The sequence below is a fragment of the Streptomyces shaanxiensis genome, from assembly GCF_039537145.1.
GTDB lineage: Bacteria > Actinomycetota > Actinomycetes > Streptomycetales > Streptomycetaceae > Streptomyces > Streptomyces shaanxiensis.
In genome coordinates this window covers 128,247-146,383 of the sequence record NZ_BAAAZY010000021.1, presented here as the reverse complement: position 1 = coordinate 146,383, position 18,137 = coordinate 128,247, and the positions used below count along the sequence as shown (strand labels likewise).

Annotated in this window: 15 protein-coding genes; 6 read left to right on the top strand and 9 right to left on the bottom strand. The window is 71.9% G+C overall.

What is annotated here, in order from left to right:
- From ABD932_RS32830 to ABD932_RS32820, 3 genes are all read right to left on the bottom strand, one after another.
- Nucleotides 1–843 (bottom strand): LysR family transcriptional regulator (locus ABD932_RS32830; RefSeq protein ID WP_345018337.1); only part of this gene is annotated, 843 nt, incomplete at its 3' end.
- Nucleotides 844–857: 14 nt separating this feature from the next.
- Nucleotides 858–1,817 (bottom strand): DMT family transporter, encoded by a 960-nt coding sequence (locus tag ABD932_RS32825; RefSeq protein WP_425587550.1) that lies wholly within the window; start codon nucleotides 1,815–1,817, stop codon nucleotides 858–860.
- Between the two features lie 35 nt (nucleotides 1,818–1,852).
- Nucleotides 1,853–2,845, bottom strand: a complete 993-nt coding sequence (locus ABD932_RS32820; RefSeq protein ID WP_345018335.1) for an EamA family transporter — start codon at nucleotides 2,843–2,845, stop codon at nucleotides 1,853–1,855.
- 136 nt (nucleotides 2,846–2,981) lie between these two features.
- On the opposite strand from ABD932_RS32820, the gene ABD932_RS32815 reads away from it, so the two are divergent.
- The gene (locus ABD932_RS32815; RefSeq protein WP_345018333.1) at nucleotides 2,982–3,494 is read left to right on the top strand and encodes a MarR family winged helix-turn-helix transcriptional regulator; all 513 of its coding nucleotides are present in this window, start codon (nucleotides 2,982–2,984) and stop codon (nucleotides 3,492–3,494) included.
- 13 nt (nucleotides 3,495–3,507) lie between these two features.
- Here the strand turns inward: ABD932_RS32815 and ABD932_RS32810 are convergent, their stop codons facing one another.
- Complete coding sequence (locus ABD932_RS32810) at nucleotides 3,508–5,013, bottom strand: FAD-dependent monooxygenase (RefSeq protein ID WP_425587549.1); 1,506 nt, start codon at nucleotides 5,011–5,013, stop codon at nucleotides 3,508–3,510.
- Between the two features lie 100 nt (nucleotides 5,014–5,113).
- Between ABD932_RS32810 and ABD932_RS32805 the strand changes: the two genes are divergently transcribed.
- Nucleotides 5,114–5,695, top strand: coding sequence for a TetR/AcrR family transcriptional regulator (locus ABD932_RS32805; RefSeq protein ID WP_345018331.1), 582 nt, complete (start codon nucleotides 5,114–5,116; stop codon nucleotides 5,693–5,695).
- A 161-nt stretch (nucleotides 5,696–5,856) separates the two neighbouring features.
- Here ABD932_RS32805 and ABD932_RS32800 read toward each other — a convergent pair whose 3' ends face one another.
- The 3 genes from ABD932_RS32800 to ABD932_RS32790 form a co-directional block, all read right to left on the bottom strand.
- Nucleotides 5,857–6,108, bottom strand: a complete 252-nt coding sequence (locus ABD932_RS32800) for a hypothetical protein (RefSeq protein WP_345018329.1) — start codon at nucleotides 6,106–6,108, stop codon at nucleotides 5,857–5,859.
- A 74-nt stretch (nucleotides 6,109–6,182) separates the two neighbouring features.
- The gene (malQ, locus tag ABD932_RS32795) at nucleotides 6,183–8,309 is read right to left on the bottom strand and encodes a 4-alpha-glucanotransferase (protein WP_345018327.1); all 2,127 of its coding nucleotides are present in this window, start codon (nucleotides 8,307–8,309) and stop codon (nucleotides 6,183–6,185) included.
- The gene (locus ABD932_RS32790) at nucleotides 8,310–8,570 is read right to left on the bottom strand and encodes a hypothetical protein (protein WP_345018325.1); all 261 of its coding nucleotides are present in this window, start codon (nucleotides 8,568–8,570) and stop codon (nucleotides 8,310–8,312) included. It lies immediately after the preceding gene.
- Between the two features lie 197 nt (nucleotides 8,571–8,767).
- On the opposite strand from ABD932_RS32790, the gene ABD932_RS32785 reads away from it, so the two are divergent.
- The 3 genes from ABD932_RS32785 to ABD932_RS32775 are packed head-to-tail and all read left to right on the top strand — an operon-like array spanning nucleotide 8,768 to nucleotide 11,351.
- Nucleotides 8,768–9,301, top strand: coding sequence for a PadR family transcriptional regulator (locus tag ABD932_RS32785; protein ID WP_345018323.1), 534 nt, complete (start codon nucleotides 8,768–8,770; stop codon nucleotides 9,299–9,301).
- Nucleotides 9,298–9,996: an ABC transporter ATP-binding protein gene (locus ABD932_RS32780; RefSeq protein ID WP_345018321.1), complete on the top strand. Its 699-nt coding sequence runs from the start codon at nucleotides 9,298–9,300 to the stop codon at nucleotides 9,994–9,996. Before ABD932_RS32785 ends, ABD932_RS32780 begins: the two co-directional genes overlap by 4 nt.
- Nucleotides 9,993–11,351, top strand: a complete 1,359-nt coding sequence (locus ABD932_RS32775) for an FtsX-like permease family protein (protein ID WP_345018319.1) — start codon at nucleotides 9,993–9,995, stop codon at nucleotides 11,349–11,351. Before ABD932_RS32780 ends, ABD932_RS32775 begins: the two co-directional genes overlap by 4 nt.
- 104 nt (nucleotides 11,352–11,455) lie before the next feature.
- Here the strand turns inward: ABD932_RS32775 and ABD932_RS32770 are convergent, their stop codons facing one another.
- A complete protein-coding gene (locus ABD932_RS32770) occupies nucleotides 11,456–11,992 on the bottom strand; it encodes an HNH endonuclease (RefSeq protein ID WP_030049754.1) in 537 nt (178 codons plus the stop codon).
- A gap of 318 nt (nucleotides 11,993–12,310) precedes the next feature.
- Here ABD932_RS32770 and ABD932_RS32765 point away from each other — a divergent pair, with 318 nt between their 5' ends.
- A complete protein-coding gene (locus ABD932_RS32765; protein WP_345018315.1) occupies nucleotides 12,311–13,405 on the top strand; it encodes a mechanosensitive ion channel family protein in 1,095 nt (364 codons plus the stop codon).
- 98 nt (nucleotides 13,406–13,503) lie between these two features.
- Here the strand turns inward: ABD932_RS32765 and ABD932_RS32760 are convergent, their stop codons facing one another.
- Nucleotides 13,504–17,964, bottom strand: a complete 4,461-nt coding sequence (locus ABD932_RS32760; protein WP_345018313.1) for a wHTH domain-containing protein — start codon at nucleotides 17,962–17,964, stop codon at nucleotides 13,504–13,506.
- Between the last annotated feature and the right edge of the window lie 173 nt (nucleotides 17,965–18,137).

Genomic DNA, 18,137 nt, shown 5'->3' with positions numbered 1-18,137 from the left:
CTCACTCCCCCTCCGCACCGCGGCCACCACGTGCCGAACCGGGCGCTGCTCCCCCACCTCCCGCATCACGACCCCGCCCCTGGGCACGGCGGCAGCCATCCGCGGTACCAGTGCCACCCCCATCCCCGCTTCCACCATCGCCAGGATCGCCGTCCACCCGGCCGCCGAATGCCCCTGCCGAGGACTGAACCCGGCCGCCTCGCACGCCCCCCGCGTGATGTCCGACCACGGCCCGCTGCCGCCGAAGATCCAGTCCTCCTCGGCGAGATCGGCCAGCCGTACCTCCCCGACCTCCGCCAGCCGATGCCCGCGAGGCAACGCGACATCCAGCGGGTCCGCGAGCAACGGCACCCGGGTGAACCTCGCGTCCCCCACCGCCGGCGCCTGCGCGGCCAGCGACAATGCCAGGTCCACCTCCCCCGCGGCCAGCAACTCGTAGGCCTCCCCGGCCTCGGCCTCCCGCACCCGTACGACCACCCCGGGATGTGTCTCCCGCAACGCCCGCACGGCAGGGACGACCAGCGCGGGCACCGCCGTGGAGAAGGCTCCCACCCGGACCTCGCCGACCTCTCCGTGCACGTAGGCCGCCAACTCGGCGTCCGCCCGCTCCAGTTGCTCGAAGACGGCCTCGGCGTGCCGCAGCACCAGCCGCGCCGCGTCCGTGAGCCGCACCCGTCGCCCCTGCGCCTCCAGCAACGGCACCCCGACCTGCTTGGCGAGATTCGTCAGCTGCTGCGACACAGCCGACGGCGTCATCCGCAACGCCTCGGCCGTCGCGGTCACGGTCCCCCGCTCCCGCAACGTCCGCAGGATCTGCAGCTTCCGGATGTCCCACTCGACCATGGCGGCAACCTACGTCACCGACGCGCCGCCGCGCCCAGGACGACTCCGCCGAGGATCAGCGCCATGCACAGCACCTGCGGCCGGCCGATGCTCTCGCCGAGGACGGCCCAGGACAGCAGGGCCACGCACACCGGCTGGAGGTAGTAGACGACCCCGGCGCGGCTCGGGCCGACCAGCGCGATCGCCCGGTTCCAGGCGAAGAAGGCGACGGCGGAGGAGACGACCCCCACGTACAGGATCGGCAGGACGGTGCCGGGCGTCGGCGCGAAGCCGCCCTGCACCACCAGGCTCACGCCCTGCGCGGGCAGCAGCAGCGCCGTGCCCAGCAGGAACGTGGTGAACAGGAAGGCCGTACCGCCGAGTTCGGCCGGCTTGCGCCGCAACAGGCCGCTGTACGACGCGAAGCAGCAGGCCGCCGCCACCATCCACAGGTCCCCCGCCGCGAAACCCCCTGTGCCTCCTCCCGCGCCTCCGGCGATCAGCAGCACGACGCCCGCGCACGCCGTCAGCAGCCCCAGCACCCGGCGCGCCCCCAGCCGTCCCCCGGCGGCCCGCTCGAACACGGCCATCAGGACCGGCGAAGCGGCCATGATCATGCCCATGTTGGCGGCGGGCGTGGTCAACCCGGCCTGGTTGACGAGGGTGTTGTAGACGGCCACACCGAGGAGCGAGGCGACGACCACGTAGCCGAGGTGACGGCGGATCGACTGCCGCTGCCGCCAGGCCTGCCGAGCCCCGAAGGGGGCCACCGCGACCAGCGCCACCAGCCATCTCCAGAACGCCTGCTGCACCGGCGGCACGCTGTCGGCCAGCGCCCGGGAGGTGACGAAGCTGCCGGACCAGACGACGGTGGCGAGCGCGGCGAGCGCGATGCCGAGGGCGGTTGCCTTGAGGAGGGGGGTCGGGGCGGGGGCCGTCCCGACTGTGCTGGTTGTCCTGGCTGTCGTGGCTGTCCTGGGGAGGACGACGGTCACGGAGATCCTTTCGCTGTTCGGTGATCGGGCTCGATCTACCGTCGCAGCGCAGGAACTGTCACGTCCATCGAATCTTTCCGAAGCTTTTCTTCAGTAGAACTGAAGGGTCCTACCCGTACGGCCCCCCGTACGGCCTTCCCGCCCGCCCCGATCTGCCCCACCACCGTCGCCCCGAACGCGAGCGCCATACCCACCAACTGCACCGGCGTCAGCGCCTGCCCCAGCGCCGCCCAGCCCACCACCGCGGCGGTCAGGGGTGACAGCGGGCCGAGGAAGGTGACCTGCGTGGCACTGAGGCGGCCGATGCCGCGGAACCAGAGCCAGTACGCGACCGCCGTGTTCGCCAGGGCCAGGTAGAGGTAGCCCGCGGTCGCCCGGCCGTCGAGCGCGGGCGGTGCGCCCTCGATCAGGAGGGCGAGCGGGGCGATGAGCAGGCCGCCCGCGGTGAGCTGCCAGCCGGTGAGGGCGAGCGGGCCGACGCCGTCCGGGCGCCCCCAGCGCTTGGTCAGGACGGTGCCGGTGGCCATCGACGCCGTGGCGGCGAGGGCCGCCAGCACGCCGACGGGATCGAGCGCGCCGGCCGCCTTCAGCACGACCAGGCTGACGCCGGACGCCGCCACGACACCGGTGAGCACGTTCCGCAGCGTCGGCCGTTGCCCCAGCAGCAGCGCCGCGAGGCCCACGACCAGCAGCGGGCCGACCGAGCCGACGACGGCCGCCATCCCGCCCGGCAGCCGGTACGCGGAGAGGAAGAGCAGTGGGAAGAAGGCGCCGATGTTCAGCGCGCCCAGCACCGCCGACTTCCACCACCAGGCGCCGCGCGGGAGGACGCGGGCGACGGCGAGCAGCAGCAGACCGGCCGGGAGGGCGCGCATCAAGCCGGTGAAGAGGGGCCGGTCCGGCGGCAGGAACTCGGTGGTGACCGCGTAGGTCGTACCCCAGGAGATCGGGGCGAGGGCGGTGAGGAGTATCAGGGCCGGGCGGGTGCGAGAGACGGGAGAGGCGCTGCCGGCGCGGTTGGCGGCCATGGGGACACACCCTTCAAGTAGGTCAGCAGTAATTAGCTTAGCGCTAAGCTACTTGCCGTCAAGCCGCTTAGCGATAATCCACTTACCGGCGATCCACTTTCTTGCGGTCGAGTTTCCCGCCGCCGATACTCGGGCCATGAGCGAACGCCCGCAGCGCACGGATCCCGTCGACGCGATCATCGACCAGTGGGCGACCGTGCGCCCCGACCTCGACACCAAGGCGATGGAGGTCTTCGGACGGATCTACCGCCTCTCCCGCACGATGGGCGACCGCATGGAGAAGGCGTACGCGCCCCACGGCATCTCGCGCGGCGAGTTCGACGTCCTGGCGACGCTGCGCCGCTCCGGCGAGCCCTACACGCTCTCGCCCCGCCAGCTCTCGGCGACGCTGATGCTCACCACCGGAGGCATGACCGGCCGCCTCGACAAACTGGAACGGGCCGGCCTGCTGCGCCGCTCCCCCGACCCGCACGACCGCCGCGGCCTGCACGTCACGCTCACCGAGAAGGGGCTGGCCCTCATCGACGAGGCGGTCGGCGCGGGTCTCGCCGTCCAGACGGAGGCCCTGTCGGCCCTGGACGACGAACAGGCCGGCCAACTGGCCGACCTGCTGCGGGAACTGCTCGCGGGGACGCCCGAGCACCGGTAGGCGGAGGCTCCGCTCACCCCAGGTGAGCGACGAGCGCCGCCTCGACCGCCGCCGCGTCCGCCGCGTCCCCCGCCCACGCCACGTACCCGTCGGGCCTCACGAGCACGGTCGTACGGCCGTCGCCCGCCCAACGCTCGACCGCCAGCCGGTCCTCGCGGACGCCCTGGCCGTCGTATGCCTGCGCTTCGTCCGCCCTCGGCGTGACCAGCACGAACCGCCCGCCGCGCAGGGCCTCGTAGAGGCGGCCGCCGCCGGCAAGTGTGACGTCGGGGGCTCGGGTGCCGGTGAGGCGGTGGGCGCCGCGTGCAGCGGGGTACCGGTAGCCGATGCCGGAGATCTGGGCCAGGGCCTTCGCCCGGGCGGGCCGGGCCACGCCGGCGAAGGCGGAGACGAGGGCGCGTACGGCTCGCAGGCCCGGGCTCTGCGCCCGCGCCAGCCGGACCAGCCCGCCACTGCTGCGCAGCACGGCCTTGCCGACGGGGTGGCGCTCGGCCTGGTAGCTGTCCAGCAGGCCCTCGGGCGCCCAGCCGCGCACGGCCGCGGCCAGCTTCCAGCCGAGGTTGGCCGCGTCCTGGAGGCCGGTGTTCATGCCCTGACCGCCGGCCGGCGAGTGCACGTGCGCGGCGTCACCGGCGAGGAAGACCCGCCCGACCCGGTACTCGGGTGCCTGCCGTTCGTCGCTGTGGAAGCGGGAGAGCCAGCGGGCGTCGTGCATGCCGTAGTCGGTACCCAGGGCGCGCCGGGTGACGTCCTTGACCTCGTCGAGGTCGAGCGGGACGTCGTCGGGGACCTCGTGGCGTCGGCTCCAGCCCATGACGCGGTACCAGCCGTCGCCGAAGGACGCGATCATCGCGAAGGCGTCACCCGCGCCGTTGACGGTGAGCACGCTCCCCGGCTGCTCGGCGAGCCGGACGTCCGCCAGGAACAGGGACTTGATGACGGAGACGCCGGGAAAGGGCAGGCCGACCGCCCGGCGTACGGAGCTGCGGTGCCCGTCCGCGCCGACGACGTAGGCCGCGCGACGCGTGACGACCGCCCCGTCCGGGCCGCGCACATCGAGGTCGACCCCGCTGTCGTCCTGCCGTAGCCCGACAACCTCGTTCTCGAAGAGGAACTCGACGCCGAGCTCCCGCGCCCGCCGCTCCAGCAGCCGCTCGACCTCGTACTGCGGGGTGATGAGCAGGAACGGGAAGCGGGACGGCAGCGTGCCCAGGTCGAGCGAGAGACGACGGAAGAGACGCAGCTCGGTGATGGTGCTGCCGGTGGCGAGCAGCGGGTCGGCGAGGCCGCGGGCGTCGAGCTGCTCCAGGGTGCGGGCGTGCACACCGAAGGCGCGGGAGAGGTTGCTGATCTTGTGGGGGCGCTTCTCGACGAGGGCGACGGGGACGCCGGCGGCGGCGAGGTCGCCGGCGAGAAGGAGGCCGGTGGGGCCGGCGCCGACGACGATCACGGAGCGGGGGACGCCCGCGGGGCTGGTAGGGGTGCTGTTCGTGCCGCTCATCCCGTTCGTGCCGTTCATGATGGCCTCCTGATTGCCAACGCTTGTTGGTCAACGCTTGTTGGCAACACTAAGGCCGCGACTCTTGGGAGTCAACACTTGTTGGCCTACGATTGTTGGCATGACGCACAGCAAGCCCCCCACCCCGCCCCGCCGCTCCGACGCCACGCGCAGGGCGATCCTCGACGCGGCCCGCGAGCGCTTCGCGACCGACGGGTACGACCGCGCCACCATCCGCGCCATCGCCAAGGACGCGAGCATCGATCCGTCGATGGTGATGCGCTACTACGGCAACAAGGAGGGCCTGTTCGCGGCGGCCGTCGCCATCGATCTGCGGCTGCCGGACCCGGCGTCGCTGACCCGGGAGGACGTCGGCCGGGTGCTCGTCACGCACTTCCTGAGCATGTGGGAGAAGAACGAGGTGCTCACGGCCCTGCTCAGGGTCGGCGCGACCAACCAGGCCGGGGCCGAGCGCATGCGGGGCATCTTCGGCGACCAACTGCTGCCGGTCGCGCGCCGGGTGTGCCCCGACCCCGAGCAGGCCCCGGCGCGGGCCGCGCTGGTGTCGGCGCAGTTGCTGGGGCTGGCGCTCACGCGCTACGTCCTGCGGTTTCCGCCCGCCGTGGAACTGGCCCCCGAGGAGGTCGTGGCCTGGCTGGCGCCCACGGTGCAGCGGTATCTGACGGCGCCGCACCCGGCGTGAGACTCCCCGGCCCGCGGCCGTCGCTGCCGGAGAAACACCGAGGGCGCCGGCCTCGTCGTCACGTACGGCGGATACCCGTGCGTGAGGACGAGGGACGGCGCCCTCGGGAAGAGCTGTGAGCGGACGCAGCCGCCCTGATCAGGCCTTCGCCTCGGCCTTCGTCAGGCCTTGGCCTTCGCCTTCGGCTGACGGTCGGAGGAGCGGTCCAGGACCATCACGAGGCCCGCGATGACCGCGAACAGCACGATCGGGGCCAAGACGAACTGGCCCAGCGTCTCCATGACGCTCAGGCCTTGGCCGGGGTCGTCGCCGTCGTCACGCGTGAGCGCGAGCGCAGGGGACGACATGAGCAGCATCATCAGCGTCGTACCGGCGGCCAGGGCGCCGGCGCGCAGGGCGTTCTTCTTGTCCACGGTCCCAAAAGTACAGAACCCCACGAGGGGCCGCGCGCCCGGGGTGCCGTATGCGATGCGGGCCCGCCCGGCCCTCACCCCGGGTTCCCGTCGGGCGCGGCCGGCACCCCCGCGCGCAGTACCTCCACCAATGCCCGCACCCTGGGCGAAGCCGCCAGATCCTCCAGCGTCACCGCTCTCCCCTCCGCGTCGGCGACGGGGAGCCGCCAGTTCGGGTACTGGTCCCACGTCCCCGGCAGGTTCTGCGGCCGCCGGTCGCCCACGCCGTCCGGGAGCCAGACGCCGACCATGCGGGCCGGGGTGCGCAGCAGGAAGCGGTGGACGGCCTGGATCTCGGCCTCCTCCTCCGAGGTGCAGTGCCCGCCGTGGGTGCCGCGCAGCAGTCCCAGCCGGGACAGCAGCCCCAGCCACTCGCCGGTGTCCGCCGACGCCTCCGCCCGCTCCTGCTCCAGGGGGCGGGTCAACAGGCCGAGGCTGTCGCGGAGTTCGACGTGTTCGCCGGCGAGGCGGGCCGCGGTGGGCGGCAGGTCGTGGGTGGTGGCGGTGGCGAGGCAGTCGGCGCGCCAGGAGTCCGGTGGCAGGGGGCGGCCGTCACCGTCCCAGTCCCGCTCGAACCACAGCACCGAGGTGCCGAGCACACCCCGCGAGCGCAACGCCTCCCGTACGCCCGGCTCCACCGTGCCGAGGTCCTCCCCGATCACCACCGCCCCGGCCCGGGAGGCCTCCAGCACCAGGATCGCGAGCATCGCCTCGGCGTCGTAGCGGACGTACGTCCCCTCCGTCGGCGCGTGCCCCTGCGGCACCCACCACAGCCGGAACAGCCCCATGACGTGGTCGATGCGCAGGGCGCCCGCGGACCGGAACAACGCCCGCAGCAGTCGGCGATACGGCTCGTACCCCGACTCGGCCAGCCGGTCCGGCCGCCAGGGCGGCAGCCCCCAGTCCTGGCCGCGCGCGTTGAAGGCGTCCGGCGGGGCGCCCACGGACATCCCGGCGGCGAAGTACTCCTGCTGCGCCCAGGCGTCGGAGCCCCCGGGATGCACCCCGACCGCGAGGTCGTGCACGATCCCGACCGGCATCCCGGCTTCCCGGGCGACGCGCTGGGCGGCGGTGAGCTGGGTGTCGGTGAGCCATGCGAGGCGGCAGTGGAAGTCGACCCGGTCCATCAACTCGCGTCGCGCGCGGGCCGTTTCGGGCGACCGGGGATCCCGCAGCCCCGCCGGCCACCGGAGCCAGTCCGAGCCGTGCGCCTCGGCGAGCGCGCACCAGGTGGCGTGGTCCTCCAGCGCCTGCCCCTCCCGCGCGAGGAAGTCGACGTACGCGGCCAGCCGCCCCGGCCCGAGCGGCACCTCGCGGACCAGTTCCAGCGCCTCCCGCTTCGCCTCCCACACCGCGTCCCGGTCGATCAGCTGCCCCTTCTCCAGCACCGCTTCCCGCAGCCGCCCGGCCCGCTCCAGCAGCCCCCGCACGCCCTCGCGGTCCTCGACGTACGCGAACTCGGGGACGTCCTCGACCCGCAGGTGCACGGGGTCGGGGAAGCGGCGGGAGGAGGGGCGGTAGGGGGACGGGTCGGTAGGGGTGCCGGGTACGGCCGCGTGCAACGGGTTGACCTGGACGAATCCGGCGCCGAGCGCCCGGCCGGCCCAGGCGGCGAGTTCGGCGAGGTCGCCGAGGTCGCCCATGCCCCAGGAGCGACGGGAGAGGAGGGAGTAGAGCTGGACGAGGAGGCCGTACGAGCGTCCGGCGGGCGCGGGCAGGCGGGGCGGGGCGACGACCAGATGCGTGGTCGCCGTACGGCCGTCCGGTGCGGTCGCCGTCAAACGGTGGACGCCGGGCGGGAGTTGGTCGACAGCGGCATGCGACCCGCCCTGCTCGGTTCCGATGTGCAGCCGGGTGCCGGCAGGCAGGGCGGCCAGCGCCTCGGGCTCGGCGTCGCCGCTCCAGCACACCACCGTCGTCGGCAGCAGCCGCTCACGCAGCTCCCGTTCCCTGGCGGCGAGCGCGGCGCGGACGGCGTCGGGCGTGCTCGTGTCGATGTCGAGGGCGGCCAGGGCGAGGGTGAGTGCGGTGGCGGAGGCCGTGACCCTGCGGTCCGGGGACGGCTCGTAGGAGGTGGCGACACCGTGCAGCTCGGCGAGCCGGGACAGGTCGTCGGAGGGGAGTTCCCGGTCCGGTGCGCCGGGCGGCCGCTGTGCTGTCATCTACGGCCTCGGGGCGCGCAAGTCCATGTCCATACCGGTGTCCATACCCGTATCCGCGTCCATGTCCCAGGTGGCCGCCTCGCTCGTCAGCGGCGCGGCGTCGGCGAGTGGCGGCTCGCTGGTGAGGGGCTCGGCGTCGGGGAGGGGCGGTTCGCTGGTGAGGGGGATCTCGGCGCAGGCGCCCTCGGCGCTGAAGACGCAGGCGTACAGCTCGGGCTCGAAGGGCGCCTCAGGTTTGGACAAGGCCGACGCTGTGGCCATGGGGGCCTCCTTTGGTCGTAGTACGACGGCGGGTCATCGCAGCCCTACCCAGTGGGCGCGTCGGCAGACGTACAGATTGGAACAACGTGCGTGTCATCACATTTCGTTCCGCAACATTTCCGTCGCCGCGCCTTTGTCGAAGATGATTCACCGGCCACTATTCACTCAGTACATGTACTCAGTACATAATGATCGGCATGAGCACCCGCCACATCCTGTTGGGGCTGCTCGCCGCAGGGCCGAGCCATGGCTACGACCTCAAGCGACGCCACGACGAACGTTTCCCGCAAGCCCGTCCGCTCGCCTACGGGCAGGTCTACACGACCTTGCAGCGCCTGGTCCGCGACGGCCTGGCCGAGGTCGAGGGCACCGACTCCGACGGCGGCCCGGAGCGGACGGCGTACCGCTCGACGCCGGACGGAGCGCGCGAACTGGCCCAGTGGGCCGGGGAGATCGCGCCGCCCGCGCCGTTCGTGACGAACGAGATCTTCGCCAAGGTCGTCGTCTCGATCCTGTCCGGCGGCGACCCGGAGGCCTATCTGCGCGCCCAGCGCGCCGCCCACATGGAGCGGATGCGGGAGCTCACGGCGGTCAAGACCGCGCGGGGCGCCGATCTCGCGACCGTGCTCTCGGCGGACTACGCCCTCAACCACCTCGACGCCGACCTCCGTTGGATGACGACCACGGCGGCCCGGCTCACCACCCTGACCGCGGAGGTCGACACAGCATGAGCGACAGAGAGGGAACCGCGGTGCCGCTGCTGGCGGCCCGCGACCTCGTCAAGGCACACGGCAGAACGCGGGCCCTGTGCGGCGCCTCCGTGGAGCTGCACGCCGGCGAGATCCTCGCCGTCACCGGCACGAGCGGCAGCGGAAAGTCCACGCTGCTGCACTGCCTGGCCGGCATCGTCCGCCCGGACGCCGGCTCGGTGACGTACGGCGGGGAGCGGTTCGACCAGCTGCCCGAGAAGCGGCTGAGCGAGCTGCGGCGCACGGAGTTCGGTGTGGTCTTCCAGTTCGGGCAGCTCATACCCGAGCTGACGGCCCTGGACAACGTGGCGCTGCCGCTGCTGCTCGCCGGCACCCGGCGACAGGACGCGCAGGCCACGGCCGGTGAGTGGCTGGAGAGGTTCGGGGTGCGCGGGCAGGAGGATCTGCGGCCCGGCGAGCTGAGCGGCGGCCAGGCCCAGCGGGTGGCGCTGGCCCGGGCCCTGATCACCGGCCCCAAGGTCGTCTTCGCCGACGAACCGACGGGGGCGCTGGACTCGCTGGCGAGCGAGCAGGTGATGACGGCTCTGGTGCACACGGCCCGTGAGTCGGGCACGGCGGTGCTGCTGATCACACACGACGCGCAGGTGGCGGCGTACGCGGACCGCGAGGTGCGGCTGTCCGACGGGATCGTGGCGCCGCTGGAGGTGACCGCATGAGCGCCGGTATAGGCGCCGACCTCCGGCTGGCCTGGCTGCTCACCCGGGGCTCCGACCGGCGCGAGGGGTGGCGGGTGACGCTCACGGCGGTCGGGGCGGCGCTCGCGACCGGCATCGGGCTGGCGGTCGCCACGATCGCCTCGATCGACGGGCAGTACGCGGTGTCCTTCGGCTCCGGGCTGCTCAACCAACCGCGCGACCGACAGGGCGTGATCATCGCGCTGTTGATGCTGCTGGTGCCAGTGCTCGGGTTCCTCGGGCAGTGCGCCCGCGTGGGGGCGGTGCACCGCGACCGGCGCCTTGCCGCACTGCGGCTCGCGGGGGCCACGCCGGCTCAGGTGCGGAGGATCGCGGCGCTGGAGGCGGGGCTGGCCTGTCTGGTCGGCGCGGCGGTGGCCACCGTGTTCGGCGTCCTGCTCCTGTTGCGCGTGTGGCAGCACCCCGAGCCCCTGGCGTGGCTCGGCATCACCCTGGTCGCCGTGGGCGTCCCGGTTCTGGGCGCGACCGTGAGCGCGCTGTCGCTGCGGCGGGTGGTGGCCTCACCCCTGGGCTGGGTACGGCGGGTGCGGCCGACGCGGGGGCCGGGCCGGGTGTTCCTGGTGGTGACGGTGCTGTTCGCGGCGCTCGCCGGGTGCGTCGGTCTGGCCCTGTACCGCGACGATCCCCTGCCCTTCGCGCTGGGCCCGCTGGCGGTGTTCGCCCTGAGCCTGCTGATCGGCGTCGCGGCCGTCTGGCTGGCGGGCTGGTCGTCCCGGCGGCTCGGCGCCGCGCTCGCCGCCCGTGCCCAGCGTCCGGCGCTGCTGATCGCGGCGGAGCGACTGCGTGAAGACCCGTGGGCGGCGGCCCGTACCCATGCGGCGGTGATCCTGGTGACGGTCGTGGGCACGGCGTTCGCCGGTATCCGCGAGGTGTTGTTGCACGTGGTGCACCACACCGAGTACCTCGCCGAGAGCCGGTCGTACTACACCACGGGCCTCGACCTCTCCGGCGCGGCGATCCTCGTCGCCCTGGCGCTGACCCTGTCGGCCCTGGCCGTGGGCACCGCCGAGTCGCTGGCCACCCGCCGCCGGGGGCTGGCCGCGCAGGCCGCGGCGGGGGTGCCGCAGAGCGTGCTCGGCCGGGCGCTGCTCCTGGAGACCGCGCTGCCGCTGGCACCGGCGCTGCTGCTCGCGGGCGCGGGCGGCACGGCGATCTACGGGGGCTGGGCCATGCTGATCGACGACGCGGTCGGGCCCCTGCCGCTGGTGCCGGTGCTGGTCCCGGTGGCCGTGTACGCCGCGTGTCTGCTGGCCGCGGCCACGTCACTGCCGCTGCTGCGGCGGTCCGTGCGGCCGGCGGAGCTGCGGTACGCGTAGCGCGCCGGACGGCCGCGCAGCCGTCCGGCCCCTGGGGCACGGGGGACCCTCGGGGCCGGACGTCGCGCGCGCACCGCACGCCGGGTATGCGAAAGCCCGGGTCGTCAGGCGGAAATGCCGTCGATCCGGGCCATGGCGTCCTCCGCGCCGAACGGCTGCAAGTACGGCAGCCAGCGCGGGTCCCTATGCCCGGTGCCGATGATGCGCCAGGCGAGACCGGTGGGTGGAGCGGGTTTGTGGCGCAGCCGCCAGCCGATCTCGAACAGGTGTCGGTCGGCCTTCACGTGGTTGCAGCGGCGGCACGACGCCACCACGTTGTCCCAGACGTGCTTGCCCCCGCGGCTGCGCGGAATGACATGGTCGACGCTGGTTGCGACGCCACCGCAGTACATGCACCGGCCCCCGTCGCGCGCGAAGAGCGCCCTACGGGTAAGAGGAACGGGCCCCCGATAGGGAACCCGGACGAATCGCTTGAGCCGGACCACGCTGGGTGCGGGGACTGTGACGGTTGCACTGTGCATGAAGGCGCCGGACTCCTCGAGGCATACGGCCTTGTTCTCGAGGACGAGGACGAGCGCGCGGCGGAGCGGTACGACGCCGAGTGGCTCGTACGACGCGTTGAGGACCAGGACATGCGGCACGGATGCCTCCTTGGGCGTCGGCGGCGCGTGGCTCGCGCCGGGACGATCTGTAGTCAGTCTCCCCTCTTGCCTGGTGAAAGCGCCACCATGTACCGGTAACGGGCTGAGAGTGTTTTCAACCACATCTCAATCCGTCCCCCGGACGATGAACGCTCCATCCCTCCAGTTCATCCCCGGGTGGGCACGTTTCCTCCCTCGAACATGGCGCCGATCCACACACGATGCCCCGATAGTGTGGTGAGCCTGCCCTGCCGGTGACCTTTTCGTGACCTTGACCATCTGCCGGTGGGGCGGGCCGCTGCACTGGAGGTACCCGCCGTGTCCTTGCCCGCCCTTCTCCTGGCCGTCGGTTCGACGCCGTCACCGTCTCCCTCGGAGAGCGAGACGCCGTCGGTCCCCACGGTCCAGGACGCCCAGGAGAGCGCGACCCAGGCCGCGAGCTGGGTCGAGCAGAACTGGTCGACCTGGCTCGCGATAGGCCTCAAGGTCCTGCTGATCCTGGTGATCGCCGGGGTGCTGAGAGTGCTGATCCGACGGGCGATCACCAAGCTCATAGACCGGATGAACCGCACCGCGCAGGCGGTGGACGGTACGGCCATCGGCGGCCTGCTGGTCAATGTCGAGCGCCGCCGTCAGCGCTCCCAGGCGATCGGCTCGGTCCTGCGCTCGGTGGCCAGCTTCGTGATCATGGGCACGGCCGCCCTGATGGTCCTGTCCGCCTTCGACATCAACCTCGCCCCGCTGCTGGCCTCCGCCGGTGTCGCGGGCGTGGCGATCGGCTTCGGCGCCCGCAACCTGGTCACCGACTTCCTCTCCGGCGTCTTCATGATCCTGGAGGACCAGTACGGCGTCGGTGACTCGATCGACGCGGGCGTCGCCTCCGGCGAGGTCATCGAGGTCGGCCTGCGCGTGACCAAGCTGCGCGGCGACAACGGCGAGATCTGGTACGTCCGCAACGGCGAGGTCAAGCGCATCGGCAACCTCTCGCAGGGCTGGTCGACGGCGGGCGTGGACGTCACGGTCCGCCCCTCCGAGAACCTCGACCGGGTGAAGGCCGTGCTGAGCGAGGTCGGCGAGGCGATGAGCAAGGAGGAGCCCTGGAACGAGCTCCTCTGGGGCCCGATCGAGGTCCTCGGCCTGGACAGCGTGCTGCTGGACTCGATGGTCGTCCGCGTCTCGGCGAAGACCATGCCCGGCAAGTCCCTCACCGTCGAACGCGAGCTGCGCTGGCGCATCAAGCGCGCCTTCGACGCCGCCGACATCCCGATCGTCGGCCGCCCGGCGCTCCCCGTGGAGGACGCGGCCGCGACCGACCCGACGGCGGGCATGGCGGCTCCGTCGGCGTACTCCAACACGTCCTCGCCGCAGGCACAGGCGGCTACGCCGCTGGCGCCGCCGAGCGTGACGAAGTAGGCCTACGAGGCCGAAGCAGCCGTACGACGAGGGGCGCCCGGACGATGCCAGGCGCCCCTTGCCCGTCTGTCGGCTCGCGAGTGCGCGGGGCAGGTTGCTTACGTTGCCGGATCCGACGGCTCGTTCCGCGGTGCCGTCTCCTCGGCTGCCATGACCAGGCCGGGGACCTTGGGGAGGGCGGCGCGCACGGCGTCGGTCACGCGGGGGAGGTCGACGCCGAGGCGGGTGAGCCGGGGAAGCAGGTCGTCCAGGGGGAGGCCGGCGAAGCGGACGATACGGAGGAAGTCGCTGATCGGGTGGCCCAGGGACAGGGGGAGATGAATGCTGTCCTCGCCCTGCTCGAACTCTTCGAGGCACAGACTGCGGTCGATGGCGTCCAAGTCGTCCAGGCCCTGTGCGGGCATCTGGAGACCGAATGCCGTGAGGCGCTGGATGACCTCGTCCTGCTCCATCAGCAGCCTGGGCGGTGCGGCGACGAGGTGGTGCACCGGCACCGGTTTGTCCCAGTCGAGCCAGCCCCCCAGTGCATCGCCGCTGCCGAGCCCGAGGCTGACGAGGTCGGTGTCCTGTCTGCTCGCCCTGGTCGGGGCCTCGGCGAGCGGCGTTCGCAGGCCGTAGCAGGCGAGGCGATCGGTGACGGCTCGGGGGGACATCCGCTGGTACTCGGCGGTCCGGATCACGTCGATGGCGGGCACCGGCTGGTCCCGCACGATTCCTTCCTCGGAGAGCAGGCCGTAGAAGACGTGGCGGATGATGTTCCCATCCCCCGGGGCGGCATACTCAGGAACTCGCGTGTCCGGTGGATGCAGGCCGTACATACGCAGCCGCGCTGCGACAGCCGTCAGCGGAAGCTTGCTCTTCTCGGCCGCTTGTGCCAGCGAGTAGAGGCGAACCTCCGGCCCGTCCTCCCACCGCAAGACGCATTCGTCCAGGATCACGGAGTCCTTCGGTTCGGCCCGCTCCGGGAGGACACCGGTGGAGAGTCCCAGTTCCTCGATGCGACGGGCGACGTCACGAAGGGGAACGTCCGTCTTGAGCGACGCGCGAGCGACGAGGTTCGGCGGCACCGGCTTCCCCACCTCCAAGCGGTCGAGGTCGTCGCCGTCCCAGCCCCACTTGGCGCCCTGCCTCAGCAGTTCCTCGGCCGACCGCTGATCCAACGAGCCGAGGTCCGGACGGTACCCGTAGGCCCGCAGTTGCCCAACCACCTCGGGAAAGGGCCGGCCGAGTTTCGTGACCGCGTGCAGTACGTGTCCTGCCGTGACCGGTTCGGCGGGGTCGAGCCAGGACGGGCCACCGTGCAGATAACGACTGAGCAGGTTCACCACCCATTCGTCCGGGGTCTCGTTCGGCATGCGCTCCACGGAGATCTTGAAGCCGAGGGCCTGCATCCGACGAACTGCCTCGTCGACGCCGATGTTCAGCACCAGGTGGGCCTTGAGCAGATGGCCCGGCGGCACCGGCGTTTCGACCTCGTGCCAGGTGCCGCCGTCTCCGCTCAGGTACTGGTCGAGAAGCGCCACTGCGGTCCGGTCCGCCACCACCTCGGCATCGGACCGTCGCGGGACCGGCAGGCGGAGCTGCTCCATGCGTGAGACCGCCGCGCTGTACGACATTCCGCAGGCCGTCGCCACAGAGAGAGCATGACCGGGCTGTGCCAGTTCGTCGGCGTAGTACTCCAGGTCGCTCCAGTGCCGGTGGTTCCACTCACCGGAGGTCGTAGTGCGCAGCAGAGCGTCCGAGGGTCGAGCGGCCAGCACGCTCTCGACCCGGGACAGCTCCGGAACGACCTCGGTCAACATGGACAGTTCGGCGTTCGGCCGGTGGGCGAGAAGCCGCCACAGCAGCGTGACGTCGTCCGGGGGACCGACGATGTCGCCTGCCGGAGTCTCCCCCTCCCTCGCCGTGTCCTCCGAGATCCCCGAGTCCGCCCGATGGACGACGTGCACGTCGGGCGGGAAGAACCCGGTCGTGGCGAGGGGTGTCGGGTGGCCGTGCAGGTCCAGCACGAACCGCTCCGCCGCGGCGGCATCGGTCACGACGTCGGCGAGCCGGGGGCTGCGCCCCGCGACGCCCGACAGCCAGTCGACTTGCAGCAGGGGAGGGTCCGCGGCGAACAGGGCCGGCAGCGCGGCCTTGATGAGCTCCTCCACCGGCTCGCAGACATCGCCGTCCAGGATCTCCGTGCGATCCACGGACAGGTCCCGGGGCCGCGTCTTCCCGGTCAGATTCACCACGGCCCCGCGCAGGCGGCCCAGGCCGCCCGGATCGGTGAGCACGCCGCGCTTCACCCGGGGCTCGGCGTAGATCCCGTCGATCAGGATGCCTCCGCCATGTTCGCACCAGACCACCTGCCCATCGGCGCCGTAGCCGTCCGGCGGCCAGGAGACGGTGCGCCCGTGCGCCACGAAGCCGTCCGAACGGCCGACGAGGGCCTCCTGGGGCCGCAGCACCCCGGGCTTCCACTTCGCCTCCTGGTTCCCGTGCCTGGCGACGGTGCGGAACTCCGCCAGGCCGAGCAGTCTGCGCAACTCCCGCACGCACGAGGGGGCCTTGTCGCCGTCCCGGAGGTAGAGGCGGACCTTGGTGCCGACGTGACCCGAACTGCTGGTCCTGCTGACCTTGAAGTAGTGACCGGGACCGGTGATCAGGACGGTGAGTTCCTCATTCCTTCCGTCCGGTCGGGTCGTCACCCGGATCTCGTCCGCGAGCATGAAGTAGCTCAGCACGCCGATGCCGAACCTGCTGTTCGGATGGACGGTGATGCCGTGCCTTTCCCACTGTTCGTGCTCCTCCTGAAAGCGGGGCAGGTCCGTGAAGCGCACGCCGGCCCGGGAGAAGACGTCCGCGAGCACGGTCTCGTCCATGCCGATGCCGTTGTCCACGCATTCCAGGTAGTAGCGCCGCTCATCCTCGTCGTAGCCCTGGGTGAAGGTGATCTCGCCGATGTAGGTGTCACGGCCGTTGCGTTCACGCTCTCGCGCCCGGCGGTAGCGGCAGGCGTCCAGGGCGTTCTGGTAGAGCTCGCGAATGGCGAGGCTGCGGTCCCGGTAGAGGTTCTCGCCCATGAGCAGTTCCTGGATGCGCTCCTCGTCGAGCCGGAACCGGATCACCTCATCGCCGGCCTGCCGTGGCTCGCCCATGTCGTCCACCTCACGCACCTCGTCGGCGTGGGCGTACACGGGCAGCGCACCGATCTCCTCGGCCGTCCTTGAACGGCGCGCGCCGCGCAGCAGGCCGTCCACGATCCGGACGTGCTCGGACAGCGCGGCCACGGCGGCGGGGTGGTCACAGCCGGCCTCCAGCCCGAGCACATCCCGTTGCACGGTCCAGGACGCGTCCCGCACGGTCGTGAACAGACGGCCGGGAGTCAGCGGCTCCGGGATACCCACGTGCCTGACGACCGTCGACGACAGATCCGTGACCTCGATGGCCAGGGCATGCGCGATCGAGAACAGGGGTCCCACCAGCCGTTCCCGCACCTGCTGCCAGTCCCTGCCGTCGAAGTCGAGAGGGAACGGCTTGTCCTTCAAGGCTCCCTCAGGGCCTTCCCCGTACAGTCTGCGCGGCGTCAACTGCGCGCAGGACAGCAGCCGTAACAGCAACCGGGGATTGAGGACGGTCCCGATGTCGGTCCCTTCGCCGTCCACAGCCCTCAGCAGCGCCTGGAGGTCCCCGGACTGCCGCTTTGCCCACTGGTGGAACAGCCACCATCCGATCTCCCGGCTCCCGTCCTGGCGGTCGGGCAGTTCGCCGCCACGCATCGCCTGGCGGACGAGCCGTTTGTGGCCGCGCAGGAACCTTTCGTAGGCCTGCCGTTCGGGGCCGCCTCGGCTCAGCTCCTCCAGGTGCGTCGGATCCACGTGGGACAGTCCGGCAACGGTCTGGGTGCTGTGCACCTGGTGGAGGAACGGAAGCAGCGCGAGCAGGGCGGCCTCTGCCGGTGCCAGGGCACCCTGCTGGTGGCTGCGGAGCTGATGCAGCAGGAAGTTGGTCCAGCGGACCATGCGGCCGGGCAGGTGCGGGTCGTGCCAGGGATCGTCGGTGAGGAGGCCGCGCGCCTCCTCGTACTCCTCCGCCAGCCGGCCCACGGCGTCACGGGCCTGCTCCTTCAGAGCCGCTGCCCGCTCCTCGGTCCCGGCGGTGACGAACAGCCATGCCTCGGAACCCTCGATGTCATCCACCCAGCTCCGCCAGGAGGCGGGCGGCCGTAAGGGCACGGCCGCAGGGTCGGCGGTCTCTTCCGGCTTCCTGAGGCGGGCCTTCCGAGCCTCCTCGGCCATGCCGGCCCACTGCGACACCGAGGGAACCCATAAACGGTCTCCGTGCCGTTGCCGAGCCATGCGCGCGAGGGCGCTCAGGAAGTCGTGGTGTCTCCTTTTGTTGACGGGACGGGGCAGTCTCCCCGCGAGCCACTCGTTGATCGAGCTTTCGGGCGCGGGGAGTTCGCCGGGCTTCAGGTGCTGCGCGATCTCGTCGCGCAACTCCGCCGACGTGGGCCTTCCGGCCGATTTGACCAGTCTCTCCAGCTGCTCGTCGTACCGCAGCGGTCCCGCCATCCCGGCCGTCCCCTCCGTGCCCACGCCGACGCCCCAAGTCGCCCGAGTCCGGCGACTCATACGACTCGTACGACTCGTGGAGCCGCACTTTACCCCTTTGACCTGCGCTATCACCCGGAATCAGGCAGATCGGCCAGAACCGAGAAGACGGCGGCAGGGCACCGTCGTCGGCG

Coding starts and splice junctions, on each gene's coding strand:
- ABD932_RS32820 (WP_345018335.1), bottom strand. CDS start 2,845: ATGGCCGCCAACCGCGCCGGCAGCGCCTCTCCCGTCTCTCGCACCCGC.
- ABD932_RS32760 (WP_345018313.1), bottom strand. CDS start 17,964: ATGGCGGGACCGCTGCGGTACGACGAGCAGCTGGAGAGACTGGTCAAA.
- malQ (WP_345018327.1), bottom strand. CDS start 8,309: ATGACAGCACAGCGGCCGCCCGGCGCACCGGACCGGGAACTCCCCTCC.
- ABD932_RS32790 (WP_345018325.1), bottom strand. CDS start 8,570: ATGGCCACAGCGTCGGCCTTGTCCAAACCTGAGGCGCCCTTCGAGCCC.
- ABD932_RS32785 (WP_345018323.1), top strand. CDS start 8,768: ATGAGCACCCGCCACATCCTGTTGGGGCTGCTCGCCGCAGGGCCGAGC.
- ABD932_RS32780 (WP_345018321.1), top strand. CDS start 9,298: ATGAGCGACAGAGAGGGAACCGCGGTGCCGCTGCTGGCGGCCCGCGAC.
- ABD932_RS32775 (WP_345018319.1), top strand. CDS start 9,993: ATGAGCGCCGGTATAGGCGCCGACCTCCGGCTGGCCTGGCTGCTCACC.
- ABD932_RS32815 (WP_345018333.1), top strand. CDS start 2,982: ATGAGCGAACGCCCGCAGCGCACGGATCCCGTCGACGCGATCATCGAC.
- ABD932_RS32805 (WP_345018331.1), top strand. CDS start 5,114: ATGACGCACAGCAAGCCCCCCACCCCGCCCCGCCGCTCCGACGCCACG.
- ABD932_RS32810 (WP_425587549.1), bottom strand. CDS start 5,013: ATGAACGGCACGAACGGGATGAGCGGCACGAACAGCACCCCTACCAGC.